15 protein-coding genes and 2 pseudogenes are annotated in these 13,964 nt (G+C 61.1%); 2 read left to right on the top strand and 15 right to left on the bottom strand.

The window, feature by feature from the left end; genetic code table 11:
* Positions 1 to 24: 24 nt before the first annotated feature.
* Positions 25 to 672 carry a LysE/ArgO family amino acid transporter gene (locus ACP26L_RS04320; RefSeq protein WP_426451343.1) on the bottom strand — a complete coding sequence of 216 codons (648 nt, stop codon included), beginning with the start codon at positions 670 to 672 and terminating at the stop codon, positions 25 to 27.
* 132 nt (positions 673 to 804) lie between these two features.
* Here ACP26L_RS04320 and ACP26L_RS04315 point away from each other — a divergent pair, with 132 nt between their 5' ends.
* Positions 805 to 2,256: a PLP-dependent aminotransferase family protein gene (locus ACP26L_RS04315; RefSeq protein ID WP_426451342.1), complete on the top strand. Its 1,452-nt coding sequence runs from the start codon at positions 805 to 807 to the stop codon at positions 2,254 to 2,256.
* A 186-nt stretch (positions 2,257 to 2,442) separates the two neighbouring features.
* Here the strand turns inward: ACP26L_RS04315 and ACP26L_RS04310 are convergent, their stop codons facing one another.
* The 3 genes from ACP26L_RS04310 to ACP26L_RS04300 form a co-directional block, all read right to left on the bottom strand.
* Positions 2,443 to 3,051 (bottom strand): hypothetical protein, encoded by a 609-nt coding sequence (locus ACP26L_RS04310; protein ID WP_426451341.1) that lies wholly within the window; start codon positions 3,049 to 3,051, stop codon positions 2,443 to 2,445.
* A 153-nt stretch (positions 3,052 to 3,204) separates the two neighbouring features.
* A complete protein-coding gene (locus tag ACP26L_RS04305; RefSeq protein ID WP_426451340.1) occupies positions 3,205 to 3,996 on the bottom strand; it encodes an SDR family oxidoreductase in 792 nt (263 codons plus the stop codon).
* A gap of 117 nt (positions 3,997 to 4,113) precedes the next feature.
* Complete coding sequence (locus ACP26L_RS04300) at positions 4,114 to 5,751, bottom strand: alkaline phosphatase D family protein (protein WP_426451339.1); 1,638 nt, start codon at positions 5,749 to 5,751, stop codon at positions 4,114 to 4,116.
* Between the two features lie 222 nt (positions 5,752 to 5,973).
* Here ACP26L_RS04300 and ACP26L_RS04295 point away from each other — a divergent pair, with 222 nt between their 5' ends.
* A complete protein-coding gene (locus tag ACP26L_RS04295; RefSeq protein ID WP_013914587.1) occupies positions 5,974 to 6,120 on the top strand; it encodes a hypothetical protein in 147 nt (48 codons plus the stop codon).
* Between the two features lie 168 nt (positions 6,121 to 6,288).
* On the opposite strand, the gene ACP26L_RS04290 is transcribed toward ACP26L_RS04295, so the two are convergent.
* The 11 genes and pseudogenes from ACP26L_RS04290 to ACP26L_RS04240 all read right to left on the bottom strand — a co-directional run bounded on the left by ACP26L_RS04290 (position 6,289) and on the right by ACP26L_RS04240 (position 13,888).
* Positions 6,289 to 7,377, bottom strand: a complete 1,089-nt coding sequence (locus ACP26L_RS04290; protein WP_426451338.1) for a DUF418 domain-containing protein — start codon at positions 7,375 to 7,377, stop codon at positions 6,289 to 6,291.
* Between the two features lie 10 nt (positions 7,378 to 7,387).
* The gene (locus tag ACP26L_RS04285; protein ID WP_426451337.1) at positions 7,388 to 7,951 is read right to left on the bottom strand and encodes a TetR/AcrR family transcriptional regulator; all 564 of its coding nucleotides are present in this window, start codon (positions 7,949 to 7,951) and stop codon (positions 7,388 to 7,390) included.
* Positions 7,952 to 8,166: 215 nt separating this feature from the next.
* Positions 8,167 to 8,493, bottom strand: coding sequence for a spore coat protein (locus ACP26L_RS04280; RefSeq protein ID WP_426451336.1), 327 nt, complete (start codon positions 8,491 to 8,493; stop codon positions 8,167 to 8,169).
* A gap of 22 nt (positions 8,494 to 8,515) precedes the next feature.
* Positions 8,516 to 8,713 (bottom strand): hypothetical protein, encoded by a 198-nt coding sequence (locus ACP26L_RS04275; protein WP_426451335.1) that lies wholly within the window; start codon positions 8,711 to 8,713, stop codon positions 8,516 to 8,518.
* A 65-nt stretch (positions 8,714 to 8,778) separates the two neighbouring features.
* Positions 8,779 to 9,072, bottom strand: coding sequence for a spore coat protein (locus ACP26L_RS04270; protein ID WP_426451334.1), 294 nt, complete (start codon positions 9,070 to 9,072; stop codon positions 8,779 to 8,781).
* Positions 9,073 to 9,088: 16 nt separating this feature from the next.
* Entirely contained in the window at positions 9,089 to 9,274 is a 186-nt protein-coding gene (locus ACP26L_RS04265; RefSeq protein WP_426451333.1) for a hypothetical protein, read from the bottom strand.
* A 12-nt stretch (positions 9,275 to 9,286) separates the two neighbouring features.
* A pseudogene (locus tag ACP26L_RS04260) lies at positions 9,287 to 9,632 on the bottom strand (glutathione-dependent formaldehyde dehydrogenase); the annotation flags it as partial.
* Positions 9,633 to 9,704: 72 nt separating this feature from the next.
* Positions 9,705 to 9,758: pseudogene (locus ACP26L_RS04255) on the bottom strand (spore coat protein); the annotation flags it as partial.
* 265 nt (positions 9,759 to 10,023) lie between these two features.
* Positions 10,024 to 11,562: a gluconokinase gene (gene gntK, locus ACP26L_RS04250; RefSeq protein WP_426451332.1), complete on the bottom strand. Its 1,539-nt coding sequence runs from the start codon at positions 11,560 to 11,562 to the stop codon at positions 10,024 to 10,026.
* 20 nt (positions 11,563 to 11,582) lie between these two features.
* Positions 11,583 to 12,485: a phosphogluconate dehydrogenase (NAD(+)-dependent, decarboxylating) gene (gene gnd, locus ACP26L_RS04245; protein WP_426451331.1), complete on the bottom strand. Its 903-nt coding sequence runs from the start codon at positions 12,483 to 12,485 to the stop codon at positions 11,583 to 11,585.
* 56 nt (positions 12,486 to 12,541) lie between these two features.
* Positions 12,542 to 13,888 carry a GntP family permease gene (locus ACP26L_RS04240; protein ID WP_426451330.1) on the bottom strand — a complete coding sequence of 449 codons (1,347 nt, stop codon included), beginning with the start codon at positions 13,886 to 13,888 and terminating at the stop codon, positions 12,542 to 12,544.
* Between the last annotated feature and the right edge of the window lie 76 nt (positions 13,889 to 13,964).

Raw genomic sequence — 13,964 nt, 5'->3', positions numbered from 1 at the left:
CCAGGCCTCTGCCTACAAGAGACGTCACAAGAGCGACCAACCCAGGTAGCAGGCGCTTCCCCACATAATCAGGGCGGACGCCCGGTTGAGATAGCGCAGCAGCGGAGCGTGAAGCTGTCCCGCCAGACGTCCGGCACCGGCCAGCAGCAGAAACCACACGAACGAGACGCCGATGGCCGCCGCAGCGAACAGCACCTTGTCCACCCCCGCATACTGCAGAGAGCTCGTGCCGATTACCCCGACGGTATCCAGGATCGCATGCGGATTGAACAGGGATACGGATGCCGCGAACAGCATCTGCCTGCGCGGAGGCATCGCCATAGCGGCTGCTGCCCCGCCCCCTTCCTGCGGCGGCATCTCCCCCTCGGTGCCTGCAGCAGGAGCAGATACGGCAGCCGGCGTCCGCCAGGTGAGCAGCCCCATATAGAGCAGGAAGACGATGCCGGCCAGCACGAGAGCGGTCTTGACCCAGGAGAGCGTCAGGATCAGCAGCGATACGCCGAGCACCGCGGCCAGGATCAGCAGCATATCGCAGAGAGCCGCCGTAAGCACCGCAGGAAGCGCCCGCACGAACCGGGGCTGGACCGCCCCCTGATTGAAGATAAAAACATTCTGGACACCGAGCGGCAGAATCAGCCCGAATGCCAGCAGTACGCCATGAACAAAAGCCAAGTGGATCCCTCCGAAAGTCGCTAAAGTGTGTTCGTCCTTTCCATCATAGGAGCAAGTTGATACAATGGCATCAACCAATCCCGGAGAATCATCCCAACCAATTCCGGCCAAGAAAGCTGACGGTGATTACCTATGAAAGCCAGCCTCCACTGGAAGCCCGACAAAACCTCGAGGATTCCCGTCTTCCAACAGATCGCCGGCCATCTGAAGGAGAGAATCCTCTCCGGCGAATGGACGGCCGGCTCCCGGATCCCAGCGCAGCGGCAGCTCGCCGAGCAGTTCGGCGTCAACCGGAGCACGATCGTCACTGCTCTCGAGGAGCTCAAGGCCGAGGGGCTGCTGGAGGGAATCACCGGCTCGGGCACCCGGGTGCGCAGCACCCTCTCCGCCGATTCGAATCCCTCCCGTCCTCTCGACTGGAGCACCTACATCCGGCGGGGCATCCATATGCCGAACCTCCCCGCCGTCCAGGCGATCAACCGGGCGGAAGCCGATCCTGCGGTAGTGCGGCTCGGCACCGGAGAACTGGCACCGGAGCTGATCCCGGCCGGGATGCTCCAACGCCTGCTGGAGCGCCTCGCCCGGCAGCCTGTGCCCGGCGGCTACGAGGAGCCGCTTGGCTCCCCCGAGCTGCGCAGCGAGGTCAGCCGGCACCTGGCGGGATACGGCATCACGGCTGCCCCATCGTCGATCCTGATCGTCTCCGGCGCCCTGCAGGCGCTGCACCTGATCTCGATGGGGCTCCTTCGGCAGGGCTCGACCGTCTTCCTCGAGAACCCGTCGTACCTGCATTCCATCCACGCCATGCCGGCCGTCCACACAAGAATGGTCGGCATCCCTATGGATGCGGAGGGCCTCAGCGTCGACCGCTTGTCCGAACACACAGAAGACATCGAGGGCGCCGTAGTGTATACGATTCCCTCCTTCCATAACCCTTCCGGCATCGTCATGTCGGCCCCCCGCCGTACCGAGCTGCTGCACTTCTGCCGGGAACGCGGTCTCCCGCTGCTGGAAGACGATGTCTATCGCGACCTGTGGCTCGATGCCCCGCCTCCGCCGCCGATGAAGTCGATGGATACGGGAGGCATCACCCTCTATATCGGAAGCCTGTCCAAGACGCTCTCGCCCGGCCTGCGGGTCGGCTGGGTCGTCGGTCCGCAGCCGGTAGTCGAGCGCCTCGCCGACATCAAGATGCAGACCGACTACGGCACTAGCTCGCTCTCCCAGGCGCTGGCCCGTGAATGCCTCGCCGGCGGCCTCTACGAAGAGCATCTGCACCGGGTCAGGGAGCAGCTCCTCATCCGCCGCCGTGCTATGCTGGAGGCGCTGGAGCAGTACTGCCGCGGCCTGCTCGAGTGGAGCACGCCCCAGGGCGGCTTCTACATTTGGGCCAAGCTGCTGGCCCGGTCGGGGGCCAAGCCCCTTTTTCAACGCATGCTGAAGAAGGGCTTCCTCCTCAACCCCGGCTATGTCTACGGCCCCTCGTGCGGGTCTTACTTCAGGCTGTCTTATGCCTATGCACCGATCTCCGACATGCAGAGGGGCATCCGTGAGCTGGGGGAACTCCTTCGCGCCGGGACCTGAGGGCCTGCCATCAGGCACCACTTGCAGCACAACAGAAAAAGAGCCGCCTGGCAGCGGCTCTTCAGCGCAAAGGGATATCCAAGGTTCAGCCCCGACCTGCCTGAGGCCCTCTGGGGTAATACAAAACGATATGGGCGGAACTCCCTTTCCCACTCCGCTCTTCCTCAATACCACTGGGCTCCCCGCTTAAGCAGCCCGGGACTGGGTCCACCGCTCCACCATCGGAACGAGCATCCACACGAGAGCCGAGACCACCACGGTGAGTACCGCTGATCCTCCGGCGTGAAGCAGCAGCGCAGGGATCCATGCGATACTGAGGAAGAAGTGAACTTTCCGCTTATACCCTCCCCGGGCCCGCTTGATGGACCACCCGTAACCGGCCAAAGTCAGCAGAATGACGAAAGCCGCCAAGCCAGTGAACACCGCATGATCCTGGAGCTTCGTGAACAAATAATACACGCCGTGAATCAATACAAGCGCGAGCGCCGCCCAACCTGTCCATGGATGCACACGGTACAGCAGCCTGCCGGCCTTTTTGATTACTCCCGAAGTGGACGTAAGCTTTTTCTTGAACCGCATCCACATGAAGCTGATCCCCCCAAGCACAACCGACAGCGTTCCCATCAGCTTGAAGGGTTCGAACGCTTCCTCCTCCCGGGGAGGCATTCCCTCTCCCCCGCCCGGAGGCATCGGCCGAATGCCGCTCTTCTGGGCATAGAACGAATAAGCGATGAGCACGAGGCCGGCGATGACCGCGATGACCGCCGGGATCCATACCTTATTATGTTTGGCCATACCGGCACTTCCCTTCTTCTCCTTGTCCCTTGGGATTCTTCCCCAATAGTATCGACCGAATCTGAAAGAGAGATGAGTGCCGGCTGAACCTTTGCTGAAAAATAACAAAAAGAAACAGCGGCACAAACCCGGGAAGGTCCGTACCGCTGAAGGTTACCCGTGCAGCAGGGATTCGGCGCCGTCGATGTAGACGGCCGTCCCTGTAATATGGCTCGCTTCGTCCGAAGCGAGGAAGAGGACAAGATCGGCCACCTGCTCCGGCCGGCCGGGCCCGTCTTCGAGAGGCTGTCCTCCTTCCGGAAACTCCACCGGAATCCGGATCTCTTCAAGCTCCGGCACCGGGTGGGTATTGCGGTCGATGTTCGTCTCGATGGCCCCCGGGCAAACCGCGTTGACGCGGATTTTGAAGGGGGCCAGCTCCAGGGCGGCCATCTTCATGAAAGCCACCTGCCCCGCCTTGGTCGTGCTGTAGGCCCCGAAGCCGAAGCCGGAGAATACGCGGTTGCCGTTGATGGAGCTCGTGATCACGATGCTGCCGCCCCTCTCCTTCAGATGGGGAATCGCATATTTGACGGTGGCAAAGGTGCCCCGCAGATTGATGGCGATCGTCTCATCCCAGCCGCCGACCTCCATCGTCTCGATCGGGGCGACGGTCCCGTTCACCCCCGCATTGGCGAACACGATATCGAGCCCGCCCCACCGGGCAGCGGCTTGTTCGATGCCCTCCCGGATGTGCTCAGGACGTGAGACATCGCATTCTACCACCAGTGCCTCACCTCCGGCACGTTCAATAGCTTCGCGCACTTCATTCGCTTCTTCCACCGAACGGTCCAGGAGACACACCTTCGCCCCATGCTCCGCCAGCCGGAGGGCCGAGGCCCGTCCGATCCCGGATGCGCCTCCGGTCACAACGGCCACTCTTCCTTGTACACGCTGCTCGCTCATCCCTTCCACTCCTCCTCAAGGTGCAGCACGAATTGGCTTACATGCTGTCATTACCTACAGGGGAGGGAAAGTGAACCATGCCGGGCAGACACATTCAACCGTGCAGACGATGCAGGATCAGCCCGTTACCACGAGAGCGCTGTCGTAAATTTTCTTCAATCCCGGTCTGCCGGCTTCCACCTGGAACGAAACCCGGGTCGAGATCGGCGCATCCGGCCGGCTCACATAAGGAAGCACGAGGTAATCCGCCTGGAACCGTTCCGGCGTGAGCGTGCAGCGGACATAGCCGCGCTGGGTGTTGTGGAAGCGGATGTGCGGGTTCTCGGCCAGCACCGCTGCCGTACTGGACGCCGTGTCCGCCCCGTCTCCGCCCGAGGAGATCGACGTTCCCACGAATTCCACGCCGACCACCGGGGATGCCGGGTCGCTGAAATCGGCTTTGATCTCATTGGCGAAATTCGCATGCACGTCACCGGTCAGCACCACCACATTACGGACTCCATGGCTGTGGATATAATTCACGATCCGGTCGCGGTTAGCCGAATAGCCGTCCCACGCGTCCATGCTGAGGAGCTCGCCGTCCCCCTGCTTGAAATCCCGCTTCGCAAAAAACACCTGCTGCGCAATGACGTTCCACCGGGCCCTGGAGGCGCCCAGCCCTTTCAGCAGCCACTGCTCCTGCGCCGTGCCCGTCAGCGTGCGGTTCGGATCCATCGATGCCTCGTTCGGTTCCTTCGAGCCGTCGCCATTGGCTTGGTCATCACGGTATTGGCGGGTATCCAGCACGCTGAATTCCGCCAGATTGCCGTAAGCGAGCCTGCGGTACAGCTGGATCTCCGCCCCGTGCGGCAGCGAAGAACGACGAAGCGGCATGTGCTCATAATAGGCCTGGTAGGCCGCCGCCCGGCGCTGCACGAACGGCTCGATCGGCTGATCCTTCTCGGGGATTGGCCCCGCATAGTTGTTTTCCACTTCATGATCGTCCGTGGTGACAACCCAAGGGAACGCCTCGTGGGAGGCACGCAGGTCCGCATCCGATTTGTACAAGGCATACCGGTTCCGGTAATCCTCCAGCGTCACGATCTCCGGACTGTTATGGGAGCGGACCTTATCCGTACCGATGCCCCCTTCGTAGATATAGTCGCCGAGATGGAACACAAGGTCCAGATTGTCTTTGCTCATGTGCTTGTAAGCGGTGTAGTATCCGTCCTGCCAGTTCTGACAGGAAGCGAAAGCGAAGGTCATTCCCGCCACCGCGCTGCCGTAAGGCGGAAGCGTCTTCGTCCGACCTACGGGACTATGCTCCTTGCCGGCGTGGAAGCGGTAGTAGTACACGTGGTTCGGCTTCAGACCGTCCACTTCCACATGGACCGAATGCGCCAGCGCCGCTCTTGCGAACTCCACGCCGTGCCGGACCACATGGCGGAAATCCTTGTCGGTCGCCACCTCCCAGCGTACGGGCACGTCATGGGAAGGCATCCCCCCGCCGTTCAGCGGATCCGGTGCCAGCCGCGTCCACAGAACCACGCCATCCGGAAGCGGATCCCCCGAGGCAATCCCCAGGGTGAACGGGTAGCTTTTGAAGAGTGCCTCCGCCCTGACCTTCGGCGCCTCTCCCAAGGCCCCGGCCAGCGTGAGAGCGAACGAAACCGCCGCCACCTTGCCTGTCGCCCGGAGAAATCCCCGGCGGTCCATCGTGGAGTCACCCAGCTTCTCCATCATTCCCTGCAGCATACCAAACTTGTCCTGTTCCATAAGTAACACTCCTTCTGCGCGCGGCCATAGAATACATACGATTAACAATATAGAGGGCCAATGTTAAGGGGACATCAGCCTATTGTATGGATTCTGTAAAGAAACCGCGCTCAGCCCCAGCCTGTTTCAAAACTGGAAGAGAAGTGTAAATAAAGAAGGGAAGCGAGCAGGAACTGCCGGCATCTTGAAGGATCGACACAACCAGAAAGAGAGGTCAGGACCATGATTACATCCAATTCGAACAGCGAGGCCTTTTTCACGAGCATCGACGATATCATTAACTTCTATTCCAGCCAGCATCAAAGCGCGGACAGCAAAGAGACGGACCTGGATTCCCATACAGAGGCTGGCGCCAACCGGCCGGACTAAGCATGAGCCGCCGCGGGGGCGCACGAGCCCTCACCTGCGTTACATAAAAAGGCACCCGCCCTATAACAAACGGCCGGCAGACCCGCCGGGGAGATGCTCCCCGTGGGTCTGCCGGCCGTTTTGGGTTGCCCGCTCCGGAGCCCCCCGGCCGCATGGGCGGCAGAACGGTCACAGCCTGCGCATCAGCGCCTCGAACGGGCCCCTTCCGAAGCGCCTCAGCCATCTCCCCGAGAACAGCAGGGCCGCCGCATAATACCCTGCGCCGTACAGCAGGGCAAAAGGCAGCGAGCCGTTCTCCAGCACACCCAAAAGTTCCAGCAGGCCAAGCCCTGCGATCACATGCAGGACATAATGGGTCAGAGCCATCAGCCCCGCAGGAATCAGACGGGCCGCGAGCCCGCTCCCCTGAAGCCGGTCAGCCGCATGGAGGCAGAGCAGAATCACGGCTGCAGCCGTCCCGCCCGCCGAGAGCATGTAGAATAACCCTGGAGGCATCGGCTTCGTACCGAACAAATAGGCTGCAGCCTCCTCATCGAGGTAGGGGATGGAAGCCCGGCGTGCCGCCAAGGCCGTCACCTCGCTCAGGAAAGCCACCCCCAGAGAGACGAGCAGCCCCCTGCGCCGGACCGCCTCATCCCGCAGGGGCAGCCTGCCGAGCCACATCCCGAAGACGAAGAAAGCGAACCAGGGCAGCACGGGATGATAGCCGTTGAACCACAGGTTCCGCAGGAAGCCCTCCGGCGTCCAAAAATCAAGGTACAGGCGAAACGCCGGGTCCCACCCTGTGCGGTAATCGAGCAGGAGAAGCTGGACCTGGGCGCATAGGAGCAGGCCGGCCGGCCAGACCAGCAGCGCCCCGGACGGAGCCCGGATCAGAAACGAACCCAGGAACAAATACAAGGCATAATAATGCAGAATATCCGCGCTCCACCCCGCCAGTAGAAGTCCGATACCGAGCAGGAGCAGATACAGGGCCCGCTTGCGGATCACCGCCCGGCTCCGCTTCAGCTCCCCCGCCTCCCCCTGCCGGACCCGGCGGGTCATCAGCGACAGGCCGATTCCTGCGAGCATCACGAACATGGCGGAGGACCGGCCCTCGAGCAGACCGGCTGCCGCAGCCAGCCAAGGCGGACCGCCGGCTTCGGCCCCCATCGCAATCCTGTAGTTCACCAGGATCATGCCGAAGACCGCGAGCGAACGGGCCAGATCCAGGCCGGTCAGACGTTCAGCCGCCCCCTTGGCCTCATTTTTCACCATACGTCACCTCTTATTTCAACACTTGTTCCACGGTATAGCTCCACAACCGTTCATAATCGAAGGCCACGCCCAGCCCCATATAATTGTCTATCCCGTCCACGATCATGGTGAGCTGCTCCGCTTTGGCCCGGAGGTCGTCCCCTTGTACGATGCCGAGATCGGCCCCATGGCGGAGAAGCTCATGAAACCCCTCCGCATACGTTTGGATCACCGCCATCATGGCGGACAGAATGCTTTCATCCCGGGTGCTCTGAATCATGAACTCTTTCATCAGCAGGGAATAGTGCGGGTCGCTGCGCTGTTCCCCGATCATGCGAAGTCCGCTTGCGGTCAGCTGCTCCTGATAATTGTCAGCCGTAAACGAAGCCAGGGGAAAATACTTCCCGAACCGGATCTCGCTGCAGACCGCCTCAAGCAGAGCACCGAACAGGGCCTCTTTGGACGGAAAATAGTAATAAACCGCCGGCTTCGAGACACCGACCTCCTTGGCGATCATCGACAGACTCGTCTTCTCAAACCCGTGACGGGCAAACAATCGGTAAGCCGATTCCAAAATCAGCTCCTGCGTTGACATCGGGATCCCTCCACTCAACTTACTTACCGGTAAGTAAATAAATCATAGCTCCATACTGTAAAATAATCAAGTATTTTCCATAAACAAAGAAAAGAACAGGGTGCCTCTGCAGCATCCACCAGATGAACCGGGCACGAACATGCTGCCTGTGCACGCATGCCAAAAAGCCCCACAAGATCCCCTATGGGCGCTTGTGAGGCCATCGACAGCCCTTTTTAGAACTCAGGGAACTGGCTGCTGTAATTGGAGAACTGCGTGCGGATCTTCTCGATCTCGGCGGTATCGGCCGCCTTCATCTTGTACCAGCCCTTGCGGAACATCGTATCGAACACCTGGAACTGGCTGTTGTGAATGTCGCTCAGGATGCCCTGCACCGTCTCGTGGAGCTTCGGGTTCTGCATCTCCTGCAGCCCTGTGTTGAACCCGCCGGAGAGGTATTTCTCAAAGCTCAGCAGGTCGTTGATATAATCCCTGTCATTCATCTCCGGGGTCTTCACCTTCGGAAGCTGGCCCGTCTGCGGATTCGCAATCTCCACTGTCACCTTCTGATCCTCCCTGGACGCCCTAGTGTAAATGACCCAGCAGCTGCTGGTAGTGGCTGAGGTGCTTCTTCCCGGTCTCACGCATCAACGACTGGATCTCCGGGTCCTGGCAGCGGTTCGCCAGATCGGCGCATTTCTTCATGGCGAGCAGCTCCCAAGACATGAAGTCCTTGAGGTAATGCAGCTCCTTGTCCGACAAAAGGCTGCGGTCGGCGGTCATTTGCTGTTGGTTTTCCTGTCCCGGCATCATTCATCTTCCCTTCTCATTAACAGCCTTGGCGCAGGCTAGGTCAGCTTCAGCGCCGTCTGGATATTGGTCAGATCGAGCTTCACCTGCTCGTTCAGATCGTGGGGGTGATAAAAGCCCCGCTCCACCATATACGTGGAGATCTGCTCATGGAGCAGAATCGCCTCATTGAGATGCTGTGTCAACACGGCCTTGATCTCCGGAGTGGCCGTCTCGGTCACCGCCATCGCATAATTGCGCACTCCGCTCTTCGCGGCGATGAGCAGATCCATCGCGATCACTTGGTCGGGCATCATATGCAGTCCGGTCATATGCTCGAGAATCGTATTCATATCGGCCTGCTCCCCTCTATGTCGTCGCCTTGGACAACAATTCGTTCAGATCCTGCAGCTGGCGCACCGACAGGGCAACATCCTGCTGCATGATGCTCTTCAGCGCTTCGTCGGATACCAGCATCTGCATCGTCTGCGACTTGGTCATGCAGATCGTCTTGAATGCGGCTATCTCGTGCAGCGCATACTTCTGCTGTTCCATACCCTCTGCCTCCTATGGCTTCAAGACGACCTTGATGCAGTCGTCCGTCTTGGTATCGAAGATCTCGTAGCCGCGCTTCGCATCGGTGAGCGGAAGCACATGCGTGACGATGTCGCCCGGGTCGATCTTGCCCGAGGCTACGAGGTCGTACATATGCGGCATATAGTGGATCACCGGGGCTTGTCCGGTCCGCAGGTTGACATTGCGCTGGAAAATGTCGCCGAGAGGAAAGGCGTTATACCGTCCTCCGTAGACGCACGTCGCCTGAATCGTTCCCCCTTTACGAACCGGTCTGGGTCGCGATAACGAGGCGGCCTCGTGCTGCTCGGGGAGATTGTAGACATGAAGCCACCCCTTCTCCAGCATGAGCTGCGTGCAGGGCCAGCCCCTGGTTGAGTTGTTCCCGGATCAGGGTCCGTGCTTCGGGGGTTATGCACTCCGTCAGCACAATCGCGCAGCTGCGCACCCCATTCTTGGCGGCCATCAGGAAATCCAGCGACAGCATGCTGTCCGTCATCTTAGGCATTTCTTCGGCGTTCCGGGGGTCGAGGAAATCTTCCCTGAGCTTTACACCTCCCGCTTTCATGTGAGCCAAGGCATGCGACATTGGTATTGTACCCTTGAATTTCCGGCTCATACGGCAGAGATCTCGCCACACCCTTTCTACCCGCCAATCAAAAAAGGCCGCCCGTTCCGGTTCCCGTGGGGAGTCCGGTCGGACAGCCAGCCTTCATTCCATCGTTCCTGCCTTACATCCATTTCTTCTGGAAGGCGGCGATGTGGCCGTATTCTTCCTTGAGCAGCCGGGAGAGGCGCACATAGATCCGGCTGAGCTCCTGGTAGGCCGGCACGTGCTCCGGATTCGGCGTATGGCGGTGGGAGCCCCCGACCATCCCCGATACCGCTTCAAGCGAGTCGATCTCGCCGAGGCCGTACATGCCGAGGACCGCTGCGCCGAGGCATGAGCTCTCCACGCTGACGGGCACGTGCACCTCCTGGTCGAAGATGTCCGCCATCATCTGGCGCCACAGCTCCGAGCGGGCGAAGCCGCCTGTCGCCTGAATGCGGTTCGGCTGCCCGATGAGCTCCTGCAGGGCCAGGAACACCGTGTACAGGTTGTAGATGACCCCTTCGAGCACGGCGCGGATCATGTGCTGCTTCTTATGGTGCAGCCCGAGCCCGAAGAAGGACCCCCGGGCGTTAGCATCCCACAGGGGGGCCCGCTCCCCCGCAAGATACGGGTGGAAGAGCAGGCCGTCCGCCCCCGGCTTCACCCGTGCGGCAATCTCCGTGAGCACCTCGTACGGGTCCTTGCCGAGCAGGGACGCCGTCTCCATCTCGGAGACGCAGAGCTGATCCCGGACCCAGCGGAAGATCATCCCGCCGTTGTTGACCGGCCCGCCGATCACCCAGTGCTTCTCCGTCAGGGCGTAGCAGAAGATGCGCCCCTTCGGATCGGTGACCGGCCGGTCCGTCACGCTGCGGATCGCGCCGCTCGTGCCGATCGTGACGGCCACCGTGCCCGGGGCGATCGCATCGACGCCGAGGTTCGACAGCACGCCGTCGCTGGCCCCGACGACGAACGGCAGGCCAGCCGGCACGCCCATCTCGGAGGCCCATTCGGCCGGCAGGCCGGTCAAGGCGTACGTGGTCGGCACGGGCTCCGACAGCCGCTCCGGGGTGACGCCCGCGACAGCCAGCGCCTCCGCGTCCCAATCCAGCGCCTCGAGATTGAAGAGGCCGGTGGCCGAGGCGATGGAATGGTCGATGACGAAACGGCCGAACAGCCGGAAGAAGACATACTCCTTGATCGAGACGAACTTGTGCGTCTTCGCGAAGAGATCCGGGTCCGCGTGCCTCAGCCAGGCCAGCTTCGACAGCGGCGACATCGGATGCAGCGGCGTGCCCGTCCGCAGGTAGATGTGATGGCCGTTCATCTCGCTGCGGATCCGCTCCGTCCAGGCGGCGCTCCGGTTGTCCGCCCACGTAATGCACCGGGTCAGCGGCTGACCCGACGCATCCAGGGCGATCACGCTGTGCATGGCGGAACTGAACGAGATGCAGAGCAGATCGGCGGGCACGATCCCGCTCTTCTGCAGCGCATACTTAATCGTCGAGGTGACCGCCCGGAAGATCTCGTCCGGGTCCTGCTCCGCGATCTCCGGCTTCGGCGAATGAAGCGGATATTCGATATGGTGGCTCGCTACCAAGGCCCCCTCCGCCGTAAAGAGTACGGACTTCGTGCTCGTCGTTCCGATGTCGACGCCGATGACATATCTTTTGCTCATTAGGCTCTCCTCCTTGACCGCTACTCTTCCGACCGCACCACCGCATGGCCGCCGAATTCATTGCGCAGCGCAGCGACCACCTTCCCCGAGAAGGTATCCTCCTCCTGTGAACGGTAGCGCATCATCAGGGACAGCGTGATGACCGGCGCAGCGGCTCCGTAATCGAGCGCCGTCTCGACCGTCCAGCGTCCCTCACCCGACGAATGGGCGACCCCCTTCAGGCCGCTGAGGTCCGAATCCTTCGAGAAAGCCCGCTCCGTCAGCTCCATGAGCCATGAGCGGATCACCGAGCCGTGGTTCCATACCTGGGCCACCTTCTCGAAGTCGAAGCCGAAAGGACTCTTGTCCAGCAGTTCGAAGCCTTCCGCAATCGACTGCATCATGCCGTACTCGATGCCGTTGTGAATCATCTTCAGGAAGTGCCCGCTGCCGCTCTCTCCCGCGTACAGCCAGCCGTTCTCGACGCTGAGGTCCCGGAAGAGCGGCTCGACGCGGCCGAACGCTTCCGCGTCCCCGCCGACCATGGCACAGATCCCGTGCCGCGCCCCTTCCGTGCCTCCGCTCGTACCGACGTCCAGTAAGAAGATGCCCCGCTCCCGGAGCTCGCCCGCCCGGCGGACCGAGTCCTTATAGTGCGAGTTGCCCCCGTCGAGGACAATGTCCCCGGAGGAGAGCAGGGGAGCCAGCTCCCCGACCACCTTCTCCGTCAGCTCGCCCGCCGGCACCATCAGCCAGATGATCCGGGGCGCTTCCAGCGCCTCTACCAACCCTTTGAGCGTGGAAGCTCCGATCGCGCCCGCCTCTGACGCCTGCGTTACGGCCGTTGTATTCACATCGAAAGCGGCTACCTCATGACCGTGATCCAGCAGATTGTATGCAAGGTTCAGGCCCATTTTGCCAAGTCCCACTAATCCCAGTTTCATTTCGTTTCCTTCTCCTTCCGAACACTCCGGTTCTCTATATATACCCAAGCTTGAACCTAGATGAACATGTTCAATACCATGATGAGGGCGAGGGCGACCACCGAAATGATCGTCTCGAGCGCCGTCCAGGTAAGCAGCGTCTCCTTCACGGTCATCCCGAAATACTCCTTGATGAGCCAGAATCCGGAGTCATTGACGTGCGAGAGAATCAGCGAGCCCGCCCCCGTCGCGAGGACGAGAAGTTCCGGGCTGACCCCCGGCATAGAGGCTGCGATCGGTGCGACGATCCCCGCCGCGGTCATCATCGATACGGTGGCGGAGCCGGTTGCGACACGGATCATAGCGGCGATCCCCCAGCCGAGCAGAATGGGCGAGATGGCCGAAGCCTTCGCCAGCTCCGCAATGTAATTGCCGATGCCCGAGTCGAGCAGCACCCGGTTGAAGGCGCCGCCCGCCCCGATCACGAGCAGGATCGTAGCCGTAGGAGCCAGGCAGTCGTTGGAGAACTTGAGCACCTTCTCGCGGCTGACGCCCCGGGCATAGCCCAGGCTGAAGAAAGAGTACACGGTGGCGATCAGCAGCGCGACGACCGGATCCCCAAGGAATTTGAAGACTTGATACAGCGTGGTATCCTTGGCCAGGGCCAGATCGGCGATCGTAGCGATCAGCATAAGGAACACAGGGACCAGAATGGTGAAGACCGTGTTCCAGAAGCCCGGAAGCACCTTGTCTCCGGCGTTCTCCGTCAGCTGGTCGCCCATCTCCTTCGGCACCGATTTCTGGATGCGGTTACCGATCCAGTTGCCGTAGAGGGGACCGGCGACAATCGCGGTCGGCAGCCCGACGATCAGGGAATACAGTATCGTGCGGCCGACATCCGCCTTGAAAATATCCACGGCAGCCATTGCAGCCGGGTGCGGGGGTACGAGACCGTGAACCACGGACAGTCCGGCAACCAGCGGCACACCGATCTTCACCAGCGATACGCCGGTTTGCCTCGCGATCGTAAAGACCAGCGGAATCAGCAGGACAAAGCCGACCTGGAAGAATACGGGGATCCCGACGATGAACGCGACGAACATCATCGCCCAGTGGACGTTCCGCTCGCCGAAGAGGCCGATGAGCGTCTTCGCGATCCGCTCGGCGCCGCCGGATTCGGCCATCATCTTGCCGAGCATCGTTCCGAGCGCCAGGACGATCGCCAGGAAGCCGAGCGTATTGCCCATCCCCGTCTTGATCGAATCTATGATCCCCGGTGTCTTGCCGACGGCAAGCAGCGGCATTCCCGCGGCCCAGCCTACGCCGATGGCGGTCAGGATCAGCGAGACGAACGGATTCAGCTTTACGACGGTGATCAGCAGCAGAAGCGCCGCGATCCCCGCCAGTACGATAAATAACAGCATAAGCAGTACCTCCCGGATATATTTGTTGTGTGCTCTTCAGGTTGAATATCAATAACCAGATGCCGCCAGGGTCCGC

The sequence above is a fragment of the Paenibacillus sp. S-38 genome (genome assembly GCF_049942825.1).
GTDB lineage: Bacteria > Bacillota > Bacilli > Paenibacillales > NBRC-103111 > Paenibacillus_G.
Note: the sequence above shows the minus strand (reverse complement) of the source record. Positions and strands in the feature narration are given on the sequence as shown.

Bases quoted from the DNA above. Each gene is read 5' to 3' on its own strand.
- ACP26L_RS04290 (WP_426451338.1), bottom strand. From the start codon at position 7,377: ATGGTGAAAAATGAGGCCAAGGGGGCGGCTGAACGTCTGACCGGCCTG.
- gnd (WP_426451331.1), bottom strand. From the start codon at position 12,485: ATGAAACTGGGATTAGTGGGACTTGGCAAAATGGGCCTGAACCTTGCA.
- gntK (WP_426451332.1), bottom strand. From the start codon at position 11,562: ATGAGCAAAAGATATGTCATCGGCGTCGACATCGGAACGACGAGCACG.
- ACP26L_RS04300 (WP_426451339.1), bottom strand. From the start codon at position 5,751: ATGGAACAGGACAAGTTTGGTATGCTGCAGGGAATGATGGAGAAGCTG.
- ACP26L_RS04265 (WP_426451333.1), bottom strand. From the start codon at position 9,274: ATGGAACAGCAGAAGTATGCGCTGCACGAGATAGCCGCATTCAAGACG.
- ACP26L_RS04315 (WP_426451342.1), top strand. From the start codon at position 805: ATGAAAGCCAGCCTCCACTGGAAGCCCGACAAAACCTCGAGGATTCCC.
- ACP26L_RS04295 (WP_013914587.1), top strand. From the start codon at position 5,974: ATGATTACATCCAATTCGAACAGCGAGGCCTTTTTCACGAGCATCGAC.
- ACP26L_RS04285 (WP_426451337.1), bottom strand. From the start codon at position 7,951: ATGTCAACGCAGGAGCTGATTTTGGAATCGGCTTACCGATTGTTTGCC.
- ACP26L_RS04240 (WP_426451330.1), bottom strand. From the start codon at position 13,888: ATGCTGTTATTTATCGTACTGGCGGGGATCGCGGCGCTTCTGCTGCTG.
- ACP26L_RS04305 (WP_426451340.1), bottom strand. From the start codon at position 3,996: ATGAGCGAGCAGCGTGTACAAGGAAGAGTGGCCGTTGTGACCGGAGGC.
- ACP26L_RS04275 (WP_426451335.1), bottom strand. From the start codon at position 8,713: ATGACCGCCGACCGCAGCCTTTTGTCGGACAAGGAGCTGCATTACCTC.
- ACP26L_RS04270 (WP_426451334.1), bottom strand. From the start codon at position 9,072: ATGAATACGATTCTCGAGCATATGACCGGACTGCATATGATGCCCGAC.
- ACP26L_RS04310 (WP_426451341.1), bottom strand. From the start codon at position 3,051: ATGGCCAAACATAATAAGGTATGGATCCCGGCGGTCATCGCGGTCATC.